A 15,442-nucleotide genomic window follows, 5' to 3' on the forward strand; every position below is an offset into this window, starting at 1 on the left:
GATAGCCGTACGGCCCTGCGACCCGGCCGGGGGTGGAGGAAGGGTGGCGGTCGGGGGACCGGGCAGCGGTCCCCCGGCCGCCGGCGCGGGGGTGCGGCCCGCCCTGACTGCGGGAGGGCGGGCCGCACGTTCCGGGCCGGCCGGGCCGACGGCGCGTCCGGGGAGACGCCTTGCCGGTCCGGCCGGGGCCGGCCGGGTGGACGGTGGGCACGGGGGAGCCGACCGGCCACCCGGGGTCTTCGGGTGGTACTGCTTCCTGCTGTCCCGCGGGTGGTGGTGCGTCCCGCGGGTGGTGCGATCCGGGTGGGCGGCGAGCCCGGGGGGAGTCGCTCGCCGCCCACCCGGAGTCCTGGGGGTTACCTCTCGGTGTTCTGGTCGTCGGCGTGCCCGGACTTGCTCGCCCGGACGTCGGGCAGCGCGGGTGTGGCGGGCACGGCCGGTACGGTCACCCCGCCCTTGCCGGGCTTGACGCCACTGCCTCCGGTGTCCTCGCCGTTGCTGCCGCCGTTGGCGTTGCCGCCCCCGCCGCTCTTGCCGTCGGTGTTGCCCTTGCCGGAGCCGGGCGCGGGCGCGGTGCCGGTCCTGGCGGGGTCGCGCGGCTGGGCGTCGGTGCCCTGGTGGTCGTCGTCCCCCGCGCCGGAGGCCCCGGCGCAGAACTCCGCCACCCGGTCCGCACCCCCGGCCGCCGTGACCAGCGGGCCGTAGATCGGATCGGTGACCAGCCGGCCCTGGCGCTCGCCCTTGGCCATCCGGTCGGCGAAGCTCCGGCACAGGCCGAGCAGTGCGGGCGGGACGACGGGACGGTCGCCACGGCCCTCGGCCGACGGGGTGCCGGGGGTCGAGGTGCCGGACGGGGCGGGCGTCTGCGGCCGCGCGGAGGCGCCGTCGGACGGACGGGCTGAGCCGGACGGCGGGGCGAACGGGGCGCCGCCGGGGGAACCGGCGGCCGACGCGCCCGGCGAGGTGCCGGAGGCGGCGCCCTGGGCCGCGAGCGTCTGCTCCGGCTCGGCGGGGCCGCCGCCCAGCGCGGACGACAGGTTGCCGGTGCCGGCGGCGACCGCGACCCCGCACAGCGCCGTGGCGCCGAGCACGGCGGCAGCGGCCTTCGTGCTGAAGGCCCTGGCCAGCGCGGCGGTTGCCATCGATCGTCTCCGGACGGGGGTCACTACGGGTGCGGGCGCGAGACTCGCCTCCCGGAACGCGGCCAGCGCGGCCTCCTCTCCGGCCAGTTCGCCGACCGTCGCGGGAGCGGCGGCCGCGGCGAGCACCCGGGCGAGCTGCCCGGGACCTCCGTCCGGTCCGGTGAGCGAGGCGCCCTGCCCGGCCGACGGGGCGGCCACGGCACCGCCGAGCAGTTGCTCGGCGGCATCACGGTCGATCCGACGGGATCGGTTGGTGCTCATCTCATGTCCTTCAGCGTCGCGGCCCGGCGTTCTGTCACACCCTGCGGAGAAATTTTTTTCGGCGGTTTCCCCGCGGGTTGCGCGGAGGCCTTCCCGGCGCTCCCTCCCGCGGTCCCGCCGGGGGCGGGATCCCGGTCACCCGTCCGCGCGGCCGGGATCCCGCCCCCGGACGCGAAGGGCTGCTCCAGCAGCTTGGCCAGCCGGCGCAGGCCCCGGTGGGCGGCCATCCGGACGCTGCCGGCCCGCTTGCCGAGCACCCGGGCGGCGCTCTCCGCGTCCAGCTCCATGACCACCCGCAGCAGCACCGCCTCGGCCTGGTCGCGCGGCAGCCGGGAGATCAGTGCCAGCGCGTCGGCGGTGCCGACCGTGGCCAGCGCGGCGCCCGCGGTGTCGTCCCCGGCCGCCAGCTCCACGAGGTACTCGAAGGGCAGGTCGGCGACCGGACGGCGGCGGCGGGCGCGCAGGTGGTCGAGCGCCCGGTGGCGGGCGATCGTGGCGGCCCAGCCGCGGAAGCCGTCCCCGTCGCCGGAGAAGCCGCGCAGGTCGCGGGCGATCTGCAGCCAGGCCTCCGAGGCGATGTCCTCGGCGTCCTGCATGTCCTCCGGCCGGCCGCCGACCAGCACCCGCAGGTAGCGCAGCAGGCCGGGCTGGACGGTCCGGAAGAGCAGCCGGAACGCCTCCTCGTCCCCGCCCTGCGCGGCTCGGACCGCCTCGGTCAGATCGACGGGAGCGGCGGCCGGTCCCGGTGGTGGGCCGGTGGTCGGTACTGGTCCGGACCGGCCGACGTGGCTGCCGGTGCCCGCTCCGGGGCGCTCTGCATTCTGCACCCGCCACATGATGCGCCATTCGGACGATCGGGTCGGCTCCGATCGAAGGACCGGACCATCCCGGGGCCGGGGTCCCGCGCGGAGTTGCCGTTCGCCCGCGGACCCGGCGGGCCCTCCCCGCCCGCGTTGTCCGTAGACGAATCAGTCCGGGCCGCCGACGCACCCGGAGATGGGGTCCACCGGAAGCCCGGTCAACCGGCGCGCCCCCGCGCGACGTGCCCCGGGTCACACACCCGGCCCCGACCGCGCCTGCCGACCGCGCCGGGCGGGCGGGCGGCCTGGCGGGCGGGCGGCCGGGCGGCCGGGCGGGGCCGCACGGGCTTCCCGTCCGCCGGGGACGAGCGGTTCGACACCGTCCACTGCCGGGACACCCCGGACCGCGAGCTGTGGACCTTCCCCCTGGGCGGCTGGGAAACCGCAGGTCGGAGGGGGTGTCACGGCGCGCACCATGACAACTGTCACGCGGATCCCGCAACGGACGACACTGCTCTGACGGAGGGCCGGGCGGAAAGACTGGAGGCACGACGCGGGCAGCGGCCCGCGGCCACCAGCCGGGGAGGAACCCACCGTGAGCCAGACCGTCAGCGCCGCCGCCGTCACCGCCACCGTCGCCGCTCCCGCGCTGCCCTCCAGCGCCGGCTCCGCCCACGCCAAGGCCCCCAACCCGCTGGTCTCCGGCCTCCGCCCGCTGGCCCTCGACGTCGCCGCACCGCTGGCCGGCTACTACCTGCTGCACTCGGCCTACGGCCTGAGCGAGTTCGCCGCGCTGGCCTGGAGCAGCGCCTTCCCGGCCGCCCGCACCGTCGTCGGCCTGCTGCGGGAGCGCAAGCTCAACCTGTGGGCCACGCTGATGCTGACCGTCAACCTGGCCGGCCTCGCCCTGACCTTCGTCACCGGCGACGCCCGGCTGATGATCGCCAAGGACGGCGGGCTGAGCGGCACCGTGGCGCTCGCGATCCTGGCCTCCGCGCTGATCGGCCGGCCGGTGATGAGCCCGATGCTGATGCCCTTCGTCACCAAGGGCAAGCGGGACCGCACCGCCGCCTGGCAGCGGCTGGCCGAGGGCCGGGCGGCCGCGTCGCGGTCCTTCCGCCGCCACGAGCGCCTGTTCTCGGGCATCTGGGGCACCGCGCTGCTGGCCGAGTGCGTGGCCCGGGTGGTCGGTGCCTTCACCCTGCCGGTGTCGACCATGGCCTGGCTGTCCACCGTGTTCCTGGTCGGCGCGATCGCGGCCGGTTCGATGCTCGGTCAGATCGCCGTCGAGCCGATGGAGAAGCTGGTCAGCGCCGAGGCCGAGGCCCCGACCGCCGCCTGAGCACCGCCCCGACCGGCACGTGAACAGACGGTTCCGGGCGCTCGAACGGCCAGGAACCATCCGGATCCCCCGGGAGTCCTTACATAACGAGGGGGTAACGGGACCCCCGACGAGGAAACGGGGAACCCCATGTACCGGACGACGGACGCGCTGACCACCATCGAGGACCGCACCCTCGTCTGGGACGGCTGCCTGAACGTCCGCGACCTGGGCGGGCTGCCCACCGCCTCCGGCCGGCTCACCGCCCGCCGCGCGATCGTCCGGGCGGACAACCTGGACCGCCTCACCGCCGAGGGCTGGGACACCCTCCTCGACCACGGCGTCCGCACCGTGATCGACCTGCGCAACGCCGAGGAGTACAAGCCGCTCCTCCCGCTCCCCGACGGCATCGACCTGATCCGCATCCCGCTGGACGAACTCGCCGGCCCCGCCTGGTGGGAGTCCCACGGCCGGCTGGACGGCACCCCGCTCGCACTCCGCCCGTACCTGGACCACTGCCCGCACGCCGCCGCGGCGCTGATCGCCGCGATCGCCGGCGCCCGCCCCGGAGGCGTGGTCGTGCACTGCGGCGCCGGCCGTGACCGCACCGGCCTCGCCGCCCTGCTGCTGCTCGCCCTGGCCGGGGTCGACCGGGCCGCGATCGCCGAGGACTACCTGCAGAGCGGCCCCAACGTCCGCCCGCTGTACGGGATGCTGGGCCTGCCCGACCCGTACCGCCGGATCGACGCGGTGCTCGCCGAGGCCGGGACCACCGCCGAGGCCGCGCTGGAGGCCGCGCTCGACGGGTTCGACCCGGCCGGCTACCTGCTCGCGGCGGGCGTCACGCCCGACCGGATCGCCGCCGTCCGCGGCCGACTGCTGCCCACCGCATAGGCGGCCGCCGCGCGCCGCGCAGGACGGTCGCCGCGTACCGCACGGAGCGGGTCGCCGGATTCTCCACGAGAATCGTCAACTGATGGTTGACGGCCTTCGGGTCGACAACCTACGGTTGACGCATGGAGAATCCCGTCGTTCCCAACACCACTCCGCTGCGCCTCGACGACCTGATCGCGGCGATCAAGAACGTCCACGCCGACGCGCTGGACCAGCTCTCCGACGCGGTCATCGCCGCGGACCACCTCGGCGATCTCGCCGACCACCTGATCGGCCACTTCGTCGACCAGGCCAGGCGTTCCGGCGCCTCCTGGACCGACATCGGCCGCAGCATGGGCGTCAGCAAGCAGGCCGCCCAGAAGCGCTTCGTCCCCAAGGACCCGGCCACCCCGAACGACCTCGACCCCAGCCAGGGCTTCAGCCGCTTCACCCCCCGGGCCCGCAGCGTCGTGGTCGCCTCGCAGGAGGAGGCCCGGAAGGCGGCCAACGCCGAGATCACCACGGAGCACCTGCTGCTCGGCCTGCTCGCCGAGCCCGAGGGCATCGGGATGAAGGCGCTCGCCGCCCAGGGCGTCGCCCCGGAGGCCCTGCGGGCGGCGGCCAGCGCCGCCCTGCCGGCCGCCGCCGACGAACTGCCCGCACTGATCCCGTTCGACGCCGGGAGCAAGAAGGTGCTGGAGCTGACCTTCCGCGAGGCGCTCAGGCTCGGACACAACTACGTCGGCACCGAGCACATCCTGCTCGCGCTGCTGGAGCAGGACGACCGCCGGGGCGTCCTCACCGCGCTGAAGGTGGACAAGTCCGAGGCGGAGACCTTCGTCTCGGAGGCCCTCGCCGCCCTCATCGCCGCCCGGAACGCGGAATCCGAGCAGCAGGGTTGAGAGACCGGCGCCGTGCCCCGGACGGAACTCCCGTCCGGGGCACGGCACTCCGCGCTAGAAGCCGGAGACGTGGGTGGTGACGATCCGGACCCGGCCGTCCTCGGCCGCCTCCAGGGCCGCCTCCAGCCGGGCCGAGCGCGCGGGGCCGAGCAGCTCCAGCGCCTCCTCGACCGGGGCCCAGCGGTGGTCGTCCAGCTCGCCGGCCGGGACGGTCACGGGGGTGCCGTCCGGGACGGTGCCGAAGTCGAACATGAAGTGCTCGGCAGGGTGGTCGAGTTCGCCCGAGGGGTGGGTCCAGGAGATGGCCAGCAGCTCGCCGGCCTCCCCGACGATCCCGGTCTCCTCCTCCAACTCCCGCACGGCGCACTCGACCGGGCCCTCCCCGAGGTCGATCGTGCCGCCGGGGAACTGCCAGTGCTCGCGGTACCCGGCCTTCACGATCAGGATCCGGCCGGACTCGTCCCGCAGCAGGCAGCCCGCCGCCGCGTAGATCCTGGGCAGGGACGCCAGCCATTCCTCGCGGGACTTCAAGGGCTCAGCCGTCACGACGGTCCTCCTGGGGCGGTGGGTTCGACGCCCCCACTCTGCCACCGGATCTCGGGGCGGACCGATGAGTCGGCGCCCTCGCGACGGTCCAACCCGCATGACGACCGCCACCGGGACGACACCCGGCACCACACCCGGCACGACCGTAACCTGCGACCTGGGCGCGCTGACCGCTCCCGACCTGTCCGTCGTCGACGCGCTCGCCAGACTGAGGCTCGCCACCGCCCGGCACGGGGTCGGCGTGGTGCTGCTGAACGCGAGCGGCCCGCTACGGGAACTGCTCGCCTTCAGCGGGCTCGCGGCGCTGCTGCCGGACGCGACCGGTCCGCTCGACCCGGCCGATCCACTCGACCCGGCCGATCCACTCGCCCCGGCCGGGCTGCTCGGCATCGGGCCGCCCGGTGTCGCCTCGCCCGGCGCCGAACTGCCCGGTGGCGGACTGCTCAGTGCCGAACCGGCGGGTGCCGGACTGCACAGCGCCGGACTACACGGTGTCGCCCTGCTCGGCGTCCAGCCGGGGCGGCAGGCCGAACAGCGGGAAGAGCACATCGGTGTCCAGGAAGTTGGTGAACCCGGCGATCCGGCCCGCTGACACCTCCGGCACGATCAGCGCCCACGGCTCGTGCCCGCCCGCCGGACTCGGCCGGTACTGGGCGAAGGCCGGGCCGCCGTTGGCCGTCACCGCGAGGAGCCGGGAGCCCCGACAACCGTGCCCGGGGCCCAGCATCCAGGCCCGGATCTCGTCCTGCCCCTGCAGCCACATCGAGAACGGCGGCATGTTGAGCGTGACGTCCTCGTGCAGCAGCGCGGCCAGGCCGTCCATGTCGTACGCCTCGAAGGCACGGACGTAGCGGTCCAGCAGCGCGCGGTGGTCCTCGTCCAGCGCGGGGGCCGGCCGTGCGGCCGGGGCGTCCGTGGCGAGCACCGCGCGGGCCCGCTGCAGCGCGCTGTTGACCGAGGCCACCGTGACGCCGAGGAGTTCGGCCACCTCGGCGGCCTTCCAGCCGAGCACCTCGCGCAGGATCAGCACCGCCCGCTGCCGGGGTGCGAGCCGCTGCAGCACGGCCACGAAGGCCAGCTTCACCGATTCGCGCTGGGCGGCCACCTCGGCCGGGTCCCCCGTCTCGGGCAACACCCGGCCGTCCGGGGCGGGGCCGATCCACGTCACCTCGGGCAGCTGGGTGCCGTGCGCCGCGGCCACCGTGACCGGGCCGGCCAGGTCCATCGGACGGGCCCTGGCGTTGCGGCCGTTCAACGCGTCCAGGCAGACGTTGGTGGCGATGCGGTACAGCCAGGAGCGCAGCGCGGCCCGGCCCTCGAAGCCCCGGTGTCCGCGCCAGGCGCGGACCATGGTCTCCTGCACCGCGTCCTCGGCCTCGAAGACCGAGCCGAGCATCCGGTAGCAGTAGCCGGTGAGTTCGGTCCGGTACCGCTCCAGCCGGAGCTCGACCGGCTCCTCCGTGATCACGTCGGCCATGGTGCCCCCGTCGTCCTGCCGTGCCTGCTGATCGGGACGAACCTAGCGCACGGCACCGACAGTCCGGCCCGCCGCCCGCCGGGCCCTCCCCGCACTGCCCCTGACCGTGCGTCAGGGGCGGGCACCGGCGGCTCGGCGCCCGTTCCCCGGCGAAACGGCGTGCCGGGCGGCCGCTCAGTGCGCGGAGTGCTTCTCCGCGCCGCGGTGCCGGTGGCCCTTGAGCTCGGCGTGCATCGCGGGGGCGGCGTGGACGGTCGTGGTCGGCGCGTCGCGTCCGCCGTGGCGGAACGCCTCGTCGCTGCCGTACCCGGCGCCGGCGGCGGACATCGCACCGGTGCGCAGCTTCGGCGCGATCCGGGTGGGTGCGCTCGCCATGCCGCGGCGTTCGAGCAGTTCCTGGGTGCCCTGACGGAGCTGGGCGGTGCTGCCCGGGGTTCGCTTGGTCATCGTGGGCCTCCCTTCGGCGGTCACCGGCCGGACGGATGCCGACCGGAGGGGCCGCACGGTCGTTATGTCCGGATTTTATCCGGCTTGCGCGCCGGTGCCACCGGGGGCAGCCCGTGCGGAGGCCCGCCTCAGCCCATGACCTCGTGGACGAAGCACCAGCGCCAGTCCTCCCCCGGCTCGTACGAGCGGATCACCGGGTGGGAGGTGTTGTGGAAGTGGGCGGCGGCGTGCCGCTGCGGCGAGAAGTCGCAGCAGCCGACGTGGCCGCAGTCGAGGCAGATCCGCAGGTGCACCCAGTCCCTGCGGCCCTGCGCCAGGCACTCGGCGCAGCCTCCGGCGGGCGGGAGGGGATCGATGTCCCGCGGGGCCAGAGCGAGGTCTTCGCAGGCGCTCATGAGTGCAGGCTAAGCCGCTCCGGTCCGCCCCGCCCGCTCAGGACCGGGCCGTTCGAGGACGCTCGACGGCGGACCCGTCGAGGACGAGCCGCCCACGGCCGGCCCGCTCAGGACGCCTCTGCCGCCCCGGAGGCGTCGGCACCCTCGGACGCCCCGGAGGCGCCGGCGACCTGGGACGTCCCGCCCGGGGCCGTCCAACTCGCCAGCAGGGCCAGCTTCTGCGCGGTCGGCGAACCCGCCGGGGCGGTGTAGACGACCAGCAGCTGGTCCGGCGAACCGTTGACGCCCAGGGTCTCGTAGCCGAAGTCCAGGTCGCCGACCAGCGGGTGCCGGACCAGCTTGACGCCGTGGGTCTTCTCCCGGACCAGGTGGTCCGCCCAGAGTCGGCCGAACTCCTCGCTGCGCACCGACAGTTCGCCGACCAGGGCGCTCAGCACCGGGTCGTCGGGGTGCAGTCCGGCATCCCGACGCAGGTAGGAGACGGTCTCCGCGGCGACCGCGTCCCACTGCCGGTAGTACTCCCGGGCCGCCGGGTCGAGGAAGGCGTGCCGGGCCTGGTTGGGCGGGCCGTCCGCGCCGCCGCCCGTGCGCGTGGAGAAACCGTTCACCGCCTCGCCCAGGGCGTTCCAGGCCAGGACCTCCATCCGGCGGCCCAGGACGAAGGCCGGCACCTCGGTCATCAGGTCCAGCAGCAGCCTCGTCCCCGGCCGGACCTGCTGCCGTGCCCGCCCCCGGCCGGCGACCGTCCCGGCCGGGGCCTTGGGCGGTCGGGCGAGCGAGCGCAGGTGCGCCGCCTCCACCTCGTCCAGCCGCAGCACCCGGGCCACCGCGTCCAGCACCGCGTCCGAGGCGCTGCCGCCCCGGCCCTGCTCCAGCCGGACGTAGTAGTCCACGCTGACGCCGGCGAGCTGCGCCACCTCCTCCCGGCGCAGGCCCTGCACCCGGCGGCGGCCGTGCGAGGGCAGGCCCACCTCCTCGGGCAGGATCCGGGCCCGGCGCGAGCGGAGGAAGTCCCCCAGGGTGTTCTCCATGCCTGGCAGGTTAGCCGCGTGCGGCGGCGTGAGGGCGGCGCGAGGGTGGTACTGCCGTTCCCAGGAAAGGCCGTCCCCGGAAGGGAGTTCCCAGGAAGCCGGTACCCGGGACACCGGTGCCCAGGAAGGCGGTACCCGGGAAGGCGGTACCCGGGAAGCGCACAGCCCTGGGTCGGCTGTCGCGGTCCGCGCAGAGTGGTCGACGTCAGCCCGACCCGAACCAGGAGCCCTGGAGCGCCCGATGAGCCTCGCCACCCTCGCCACCCGCACCGCCGTCGTCACCGGAGCCGCCAGCGGCATGGGCGCCGCCACCGCCCGGACCCTCGCCGCCCAGGGCGCCCGGGTCGCCCTGCTGGCCCGCCGCACCGAGCGGCTGGACGCCCTCGCCGCCGAGATCGCCGCCGCGGGCGGACAGGCGCTCGCCGTCACCGCCGACATCACCGACCAGGCCTCCGTGGACGCCGCCGCGAAGGCCGTCCACGACGCCTACGGACAGGTCGACCTGGTGGTCAACAACGCCGGGGTGATGCTGCCCAACCCCCTCGCCGACGGCCGGATCGACGAGTGGACCCGCATGGTCGACACCAACCTCACCGGCGCGCTGCGGATCGTCCGCGCCTTCACCGCCGACCTCACCGCGGCCGCCGCCGAGGGCCGCACCGCCGACCTGGTCAACGTCTCCTCGATCGCCTCGCACGTGGTCTTCCCCGACTACGCCGTGTACGGCGCCACCAAGGCCGCGCTCACCCAGCTGTCCGCCGCCCTGCGCAGCGAGCTCGGCCCGCGCGACGTCCGGGTCAGCGCGATCGAGCCCGGCCTGACCGACACCGAACTCGGCGGGCACATCGACAACCCGGCGCTGCGCGAACAGCTCGGCGGCATGTTCGCCGCCATCCCGGCGCTCGCGGCCGAGGACGTCGCCGACCTCGTCGCGTACACCGTCAGCCGCCCCCGGCACGTCAACCTGCGTCACCTCGTCGTGCTGCCGACCCGGCAGGCGTGACCGGCCCGGCGGCGTCCCCGCTCCGCGCCCACGGGTGGCATGGGAGCATGCCACCCGTGGCGATCGTGACGGGGAGAACGAACGGCGACACCGACGGGGGCGACACCGGCGGTGTGCCCGCGCAGCGGAACGGCGGTGCGGGGGCGCCGGACGGCGGCGCTGCGGGCGGTGGCACTGCGGGCGGTGGCGCTGCGGGCAGCGGTGCGAGAGGTGCCGACGCGAGGAGCACCGCCGGCATACCCGGACAGGCCGGACCGGGCCGCTTCCTGGCCCGCACGCTGCCCGCCACCGGCCGGCTGCGGCAACCCGTCGCACTGATCCGGCTGCTCGGCGGCCTGCTCGCGATCGCGCTGACCCTGCTGCTCGCCGACTACGCCCGCGCCACCACCGGCGGCATCGCCGCCGACGTCGCCGAGGCCGCCGGCCTGGTGCCGCGACCGCTGGCGAGCCTGGCCGGCGGTCTCACCACCGCCGCCGTCCTGCTGCTGCCGGTCGGCCTCGCCGTGCGGCGCCTGTTCGGCCCCGACCGGCGGCGCGCCCTCCAGCAGGTCTCCGACGGACTGCTCGCCGCCGTCCTCGCGTACGGCGCCACCCTCGGCGTGGACCTGTGGGCCGACAGCCTCGCCCCGCACTCGCTGCTCACCGCGCTCACCCAGCCGCTGCCCGGCAACGTCCTCGGACGCACCGAGCCGGTGTACGGCTACCTCGCCCCGGTCCTCGCCTTCATGACCGCCTCCGGCAGCCGCGAACGCCGCCTGCCCTGGACCGTCCTCGCCCTCTCCGGCCTCGCCGGACTGGCCTGCGGCTTCGCCACCCCCACCGCGCTGCTGCTCGGCCTGCTCATCGGCTGGACCGGCGCCCACGGCACCCTGTACGCGGTCGGCAGCCCCGACCCCTGCCCCCGGCCCGGCGAGGTCCTGCGCGCCCTGCGTGAGAGCGGCCTGCGCCCGGTCGAGGCCCAGCCGACCGGGCCCGACCGCTACCGGGTCCGGCAGGCCGACGACCGCCCCGACCTCGACGTCCAGCTCCTCGACCGGCAGGCCGTCACCGCCGCCGCCGTCCGACGGGCCTGGCGCCGACTGCGCCTGCGCACCGCCCCCGACCCCCGGGCCCTGCGCTCCCCGCGCACCGGGCTGGAGCACGAGGCCCTGGTCACGTACGCGGCCCTGGCGGCCGGCGTCCGCACCCGCGACATCGCCGCCACCGCAGGCCTCGGCCAGGACAGCGCCCTCATCGCGTACGAGCGGCTGGACGGCCGCACCCTGGACCAGCTCGCCGACGAGGAGATCACCGACGAGCTGCTCACCGACGCCTGGGGCCAGCTCGCCCTCCTCCAGCGCCGCGAGATCGCCCACCGCGCCCTCGTCCCCTCCTCCCTGCTGGTGGACGACTCGGGCGCGGTGCACCTGGTCGACTTCGCCGACGGCGACATCGCCGCCACCGAACTCGTCCTGCGCTGCGACGTCGCCCAGCTCCTCACCACGCTCGCCCTGCGCACCGGCGCCGCCCGCTCCGTCCGCACCGCCACCGCCGTCCTCGGCCCCGACCCCATCGACGCCGTCCTCCCCCTCCTCCAACCCATCGCCCTCACCCACACCACCCGCCGCGCCCTCAAACGCCACGGGAAACCCGCCGGCCCGGCCCCGGCCCACCCGGAACCCTCGCCCGCCGCAGCCCTGGCTTCCTCCGCCGCGGCAGGCCGTCGCCCCACCGCCGACAACGGCGCGAACACCGTGGCCGCGGCACCCGCGCCCACCCCGGCCCCCGGTTCCGGCAGCGACGGAGCGCCGCCCGAGAACGCCGCCGCGCCCGGCGGGCTGCTCGAGGAGATCCGGGCCGAGGTGCTGCGGGCACGGCCACAGGTGGTGGGCCGGCCGGTGCGCCTGGAGCGGCTGCGGCCGCGGACGCTGCTGGCCGTCGTGGGCGGGGTGGTGGCCGGGTGGCTGCTGATCCCGCAGCTGTTCGCGGCGGAGGACAATCCGGTCTCCGCCCTGGCGGACGCCGATCCGTGGTGGCTGCTGTTGGCACTGGCCGCGGCCGCGACGAGCCACGTCACGGCGGCGATGGGGTTCGTCGGCTTCGTGCCGGAGCGCTTGGACTTCCGCAACGCGGTGCTGGCGCAGCTGGCCGGGTCGTTCGTGAAGCTGGTGTCGCCCGGCGGGGTCGGCGGGGTGGCGCTGAACACCCGCCTGCTGCAGCAGGCGGGGATCCCGACGGCGCAGGCGCTGTCCAGCGTCGGCGTGGGGACGATGATCGGGCTGGTGCTGCACCTCCTGCAGCTGGGTGCCTTCGTCTACCTGCTGGACCTGCAGCCGGGCGGCTCCGAGCTGGACGCGCTGCCCGCGGTGGTGGGCGGACTGGCGGGGGCGGCGGCCCTGCTGGCGCTGGTGTCGGCGATCCCGGTGGCCCGACGGTGGCTGGCGGCGCGGCTGCGGCCGCTGACGACCGAGGTGCTGCCCCGGCTGCTGGACCTGCTGCGCAGCCCGACCCGCCTGGCGGTGGGCGTGACCGGCCAGCTGCTGGTGTCGATCTGCCTGATCTCCTGCCTCTACTGCTGCGCCCGGGCGATCGGCCGCGAACCGTCCTTCGCCTCGGTCGCGGTGGTGTTCCTGGTGGGCAACGCGGCGGGCAGCGCGGCGCCGACCCCGGGCGGGGCCGGCGCGGTGGACGGGGCGCTGATCACGCTGCTGCAGCAGACCGCGTCGATGGAGAAGGGCGGCGCACTGGCGGCGGTGGCGCTGTACCGGCTGCTGACGCTGATCCTGCCGGTGCTCCCGGGGTGGGCCGCGATGGCCTGGCTGCAGCGCCGCCGCGCGCTGTAGGCCCGGGAGGCCAGGGGCCGGGAGGCGGTGGGCCCGGGAGGACCACCGCCCGGCGGCTACTCCCGGTACTCGTCCTCGTCGAGTTGGACCACCCGGGACTGCTCCGCGGCGTCCGCGACGTCGGTGGCCGGGTCGGCGCCGAGGGCGCGGCGCTCGGCGACCTCGTCGTACTCGTCGACCTGGGGCGCCTCCTCGTCGGGCTCGACGGTCTCGACGGTCTCGTCGATCAGGTACTCCTCGTGATCCTGCGGCATGGCGTCCGTCCTCACTGTTCGGAGGCTTGGGCTCGGGTGGCGTACTGGCAGTATCCGCCGCCCGGCGCCCAGACGCGAAGCGCCGGGTCCGCCCCGGCGTGTTGCCGGAGGCCTCGCGACACCCCGTCCCGACCCCGCCCGGACCCGGCGTCCGAACCCCGCCCGGCCCCCTGATTGACCCGCGAATCATGCGCTCGAATGGCCCAGATACCGGGTGCATTCTGCCCCTAGGGTCGTAGCCATGACGACGAACGAGACCACCGGAACCCCCGCCCGCCTCGACTACGCCCGCACCGTCCCGAAGGTGTTCCGCGCGATGATCGCCCTGGACGCCGCCGCCCGCGAGGGCCTGGACCCGGCACTGGTCGAGCTCGTCCAGATGCGCACCTCGCAGCTGAACGGCTGCGCGTACTGCCTGGACATGCACACCAAGGACGCCCGCAAGGCCGGCGAGAGCGACGAGCGGATCTACCTGCTGCCGGTCTGGCCGGAGGCCCCGACCGGGGTGTACAACGAGCGCGAGCGGGCCGCCCTGGCGCTCGCGGAGGAGATCGCGCGGATCGACGGCGGGGTCTCGGACGCGGTGTACGCCCGGGCAGCCGCGCACTTCGCCGAGGCCGAGCTGGCACAGCTGATCTCGGTCTGCTTCACCATCAACGCCTGGAACCGCATCAACGTGGCCACCCGCAACAGCCCCGGCACCGCCTGAGCGGGGCCCGCCGTTCGGCCCGCCGCTCGGTCCGCCGCTCAGCGCGCCGCTCGGCCCGCCCCGAGGTCCCCCGCACCGCCCGCCGCAACGCCTGCCGGCCCGCCCGCCCGGAACGCCGCCGAGGCCACCGGGGGTACGATCGGTGCCGTACAAAGGGCTAACCCACACCCACCCGGTGGCCCCGAGGCCCATACGAACGACGGGGAAATCATGTCCGGCTCGCACTACTTCACCGGTGCACCCGAGGTCGCCAGCGACCGCCGGCCGATCACGGTCTCCCTGCCGGACCTCACCTTGGAACTGACCACCGACACCGGGGTGTTCTCCCGCAACCGACTCGACCCGTGCACCCGGATCCTGCTGGAGCACGCCCCCGCGCCGCGGGTGCGCGGCCCGATCCTGGACATCGGCTGCGGGTACGGTCCGATCGCGCTCACCTGGGCGAGCCGGCGCAAGCGCCTCCCGGTCTGGGCGGTGGACGTCAACGAGCGCGCCCTGGAGCTGGTCCGGCTGAACGCCGAGGCGCTGGAGCTCGGGAACGTCCACGCCGCCCTGCCCGACGACGTCCCCGAGGACGTCCGCTTCGCCACCATCTACTCCAACCCGCCGATCCGGATCGGGAAGGCCGCGCTGCGCCGCCTGCTCACGCACTGGCTCGGCCGGCTGACCCCGGACGGCTCGGCGTTCCTGGTGGTGCAGAAGCACCTGGGCTCGGACTCGCTCCAGAAGTGGCTGAACGAGCAGGGTTACCCGACCAGCCGGGTCACGTCGGTCAACGGGAGCCGGATTCTGGAAGTGCGGCCCCGCCCCGAGGCGGGCGAGGGCTCCGAGAGCGGACGAGGTACGACGACGTGAAGCAGCTGCGCGGGACCGAACTGAAGCGACTGCACCGCTCGTGGCGGCGCAGCAACGAGTTCCGGCTCGCGATCATCCTGGAGAACCTGCAGTCGCCGTTCAACGTCGGCTCGGTGGTCCGGACCGGTGCGGCGATGGGCGCCGAGAAGCTGTACCTGACCGGGGACACCCCGTCGGTGCGCTCGTCCGGCGCGCAGAAGGCCGCGATGGGCACCGACAAGTACCTGAAGGTGGAGCACTTCCCGACCGTCGCCGAGGCGGTGGCGGCGGCGAAGGCCGACGGCTTCAAGGTGGTCGGCCTGGAGCTGGCGGACGAGGCGGTGCCGATGTTCGCCGCCGAGCTGACCCCGGCGGTGGCCTTCGTGCTCGGGCACGAGGACCGCGGGATCACGCCCGAGGCGCTGGCGCTCTGCGACCAGGTGGTGTTCGTGCCGCAGCTGGGCCGGGTCGGCTCGCTGAACGTGTCGGCGGCCGCGACGGTGGCCTGCTACGAGGCGCGCCGGCAGGGGTACGCGATCAGCGGCACCCCGGACGGCGACCTCGCGGGCGACCTCGGCGACTTCGGCGGCGACGAGGACTGAGTCGGGTGAACGGCGGGAGGGGT

The 15,442-nt window shown here is 75.4% G+C and carries 17 protein-coding genes; 9 read left to right on the top strand and 8 right to left on the bottom strand.

What is annotated here, in order from left to right:
• Positions 1 to 356: 356 nt before the first annotated feature.
• On the bottom strand, positions 357 to 1,403 hold the full coding sequence (locus tag ABTY56_RS11925; RefSeq protein WP_350628495.1) for a hypothetical protein: 1,047 nt from the start codon (positions 1,401 to 1,403) through the stop codon (positions 357 to 359).
• Positions 1,400 to 2,239 (bottom strand): RNA polymerase sigma factor, encoded by an 840-nt coding sequence (locus tag ABTY56_RS11930; protein ID WP_502893091.1) that lies wholly within the window; start codon positions 2,237 to 2,239, stop codon positions 1,400 to 1,402. Before ABTY56_RS11930 ends, ABTY56_RS11925 begins: the two co-directional genes overlap by 4 nt.
• Positions 2,240 to 2,798: 559 nt before the next feature.
• Between ABTY56_RS11930 and ABTY56_RS11935 the strand changes: the two genes are divergently transcribed.
• From ABTY56_RS11935 to ABTY56_RS11945, 3 genes are all read left to right on the top strand, one after another.
• On the top strand, positions 2,799 to 3,545 hold the full coding sequence (locus tag ABTY56_RS11935; protein ID WP_350628497.1) for a VC0807 family protein: 747 nt from the start codon (positions 2,799 to 2,801) through the stop codon (positions 3,543 to 3,545).
• Positions 3,546 to 3,674: 129 nt separating this feature from the next.
• The gene (locus ABTY56_RS11940) at positions 3,675 to 4,418 is read left to right on the top strand and encodes a tyrosine-protein phosphatase (RefSeq protein WP_350628499.1); all 744 of its coding nucleotides are present in this window, start codon (positions 3,675 to 3,677) and stop codon (positions 4,416 to 4,418) included.
• 122 nt (positions 4,419 to 4,540) lie between these two features.
• Positions 4,541 to 5,299 carry a Clp protease N-terminal domain-containing protein gene (locus tag ABTY56_RS11945; RefSeq protein WP_350628501.1) on the top strand — a complete coding sequence of 253 codons (759 nt, stop codon included), beginning with the start codon at positions 4,541 to 4,543 and terminating at the stop codon, positions 5,297 to 5,299.
• A gap of 54 nt (positions 5,300 to 5,353) precedes the next feature.
• Here ABTY56_RS11945 and ABTY56_RS11950 read toward each other — a convergent pair whose 3' ends face one another.
• Positions 5,354 to 5,845: an NUDIX domain-containing protein gene (locus tag ABTY56_RS11950; RefSeq protein WP_350628503.1), complete on the bottom strand. Its 492-nt coding sequence runs from the start codon at positions 5,843 to 5,845 to the stop codon at positions 5,354 to 5,356.
• Positions 5,846 to 5,942: 97 nt separating this feature from the next.
• Between ABTY56_RS11950 and ABTY56_RS11955 the strand changes: the two genes are divergently transcribed.
• Positions 5,943 to 6,437: an STAS domain-containing protein gene (locus tag ABTY56_RS11955; protein WP_350628505.1), complete on the top strand. Its 495-nt coding sequence runs from the start codon at positions 5,943 to 5,945 to the stop codon at positions 6,435 to 6,437.
• On the opposite strand, the gene ABTY56_RS11960 is transcribed toward ABTY56_RS11955, so the two are convergent.
• From ABTY56_RS11960 to ABTY56_RS11975, 4 genes are all read right to left on the bottom strand, one after another.
• Positions 6,330 to 7,322 (bottom strand): sigma-70 family RNA polymerase sigma factor, encoded by a 993-nt coding sequence (locus tag ABTY56_RS11960; RefSeq protein WP_350628506.1) that lies wholly within the window; start codon positions 7,320 to 7,322, stop codon positions 6,330 to 6,332. The two genes, ABTY56_RS11955 and ABTY56_RS11960, sit on opposite strands and share 108 nt — an antisense overlap.
• A 174-nt stretch (positions 7,323 to 7,496) precedes the next feature.
• Positions 7,497 to 7,769 (bottom strand): hypothetical protein, encoded by a 273-nt coding sequence (locus tag ABTY56_RS11965; RefSeq protein WP_350628507.1) that lies wholly within the window; start codon positions 7,767 to 7,769, stop codon positions 7,497 to 7,499.
• 128 nt (positions 7,770 to 7,897) lie between these two features.
• Positions 7,898 to 8,164 carry a UBP-type zinc finger domain-containing protein gene (locus ABTY56_RS11970; RefSeq protein ID WP_350628509.1) on the bottom strand — a complete coding sequence of 89 codons (267 nt, stop codon included), beginning with the start codon at positions 8,162 to 8,164 and terminating at the stop codon, positions 7,898 to 7,900.
• Positions 8,165 to 8,271: 107 nt separating this feature from the next.
• On the bottom strand, positions 8,272 to 9,195 hold the full coding sequence (locus tag ABTY56_RS11975; protein ID WP_350628510.1) for a helix-turn-helix transcriptional regulator: 924 nt from the start codon (positions 9,193 to 9,195) through the stop codon (positions 8,272 to 8,274).
• Between the two features lie 241 nt (positions 9,196 to 9,436).
• Here ABTY56_RS11975 and ABTY56_RS11980 point away from each other — a divergent pair, with 241 nt between their 5' ends.
• Complete coding sequence (locus ABTY56_RS11980) at positions 9,437 to 10,198, top strand: SDR family oxidoreductase (protein ID WP_350628512.1); 762 nt, start codon at positions 9,437 to 9,439, stop codon at positions 10,196 to 10,198.
• 56 nt (positions 10,199 to 10,254) lie between these two features.
• The gene (locus ABTY56_RS11985) at positions 10,255 to 13,020 is read left to right on the top strand and encodes a lysylphosphatidylglycerol synthase transmembrane domain-containing protein (protein ID WP_350628514.1); all 2,766 of its coding nucleotides are present in this window, start codon (positions 10,255 to 10,257) and stop codon (positions 13,018 to 13,020) included.
• A 56-nt stretch (positions 13,021 to 13,076) separates the two neighbouring features.
• Here ABTY56_RS11985 and ABTY56_RS11990 read toward each other — a convergent pair whose 3' ends face one another.
• Positions 13,077 to 13,274, bottom strand: coding sequence for a hypothetical protein (locus ABTY56_RS11990; protein WP_350519837.1), 198 nt, complete (start codon positions 13,272 to 13,274; stop codon positions 13,077 to 13,079).
• A gap of 241 nt (positions 13,275 to 13,515) precedes the next feature.
• On the opposite strand from ABTY56_RS11990, the gene ABTY56_RS11995 reads away from it, so the two are divergent.
• The 3 genes from ABTY56_RS11995 to ABTY56_RS12005 all read left to right on the top strand — a co-directional run bounded on the left by ABTY56_RS11995 (position 13,516) and on the right by ABTY56_RS12005 (position 15,419).
• On the top strand, positions 13,516 to 13,983 hold the full coding sequence (locus tag ABTY56_RS11995; protein WP_350628516.1) for a carboxymuconolactone decarboxylase family protein: 468 nt from the start codon (positions 13,516 to 13,518) through the stop codon (positions 13,981 to 13,983).
• A 210-nt stretch (positions 13,984 to 14,193) separates the two neighbouring features.
• Positions 14,194 to 14,838 (top strand): class I SAM-dependent methyltransferase, encoded by a 645-nt coding sequence (locus tag ABTY56_RS12000; protein WP_350628517.1) that lies wholly within the window; start codon positions 14,194 to 14,196, stop codon positions 14,836 to 14,838.
• Positions 14,835 to 15,419: a TrmH family RNA methyltransferase gene (locus tag ABTY56_RS12005; RefSeq protein WP_350628519.1), complete on the top strand. Its 585-nt coding sequence runs from the start codon at positions 14,835 to 14,837 to the stop codon at positions 15,417 to 15,419. The genes ABTY56_RS12000 and ABTY56_RS12005 overlap by 4 nt, the downstream gene beginning before the upstream one ends.
• The last annotated feature ends 23 nt before the right edge of the window (positions 15,420 to 15,442 follow it).

It is taken from the genome of Kitasatospora sp. NPDC097691 (assembly GCF_040302665.1).
Taxonomy (GTDB): Bacteria; Actinomycetota; Actinomycetes; order Streptomycetales; family Streptomycetaceae; genus Kitasatospora.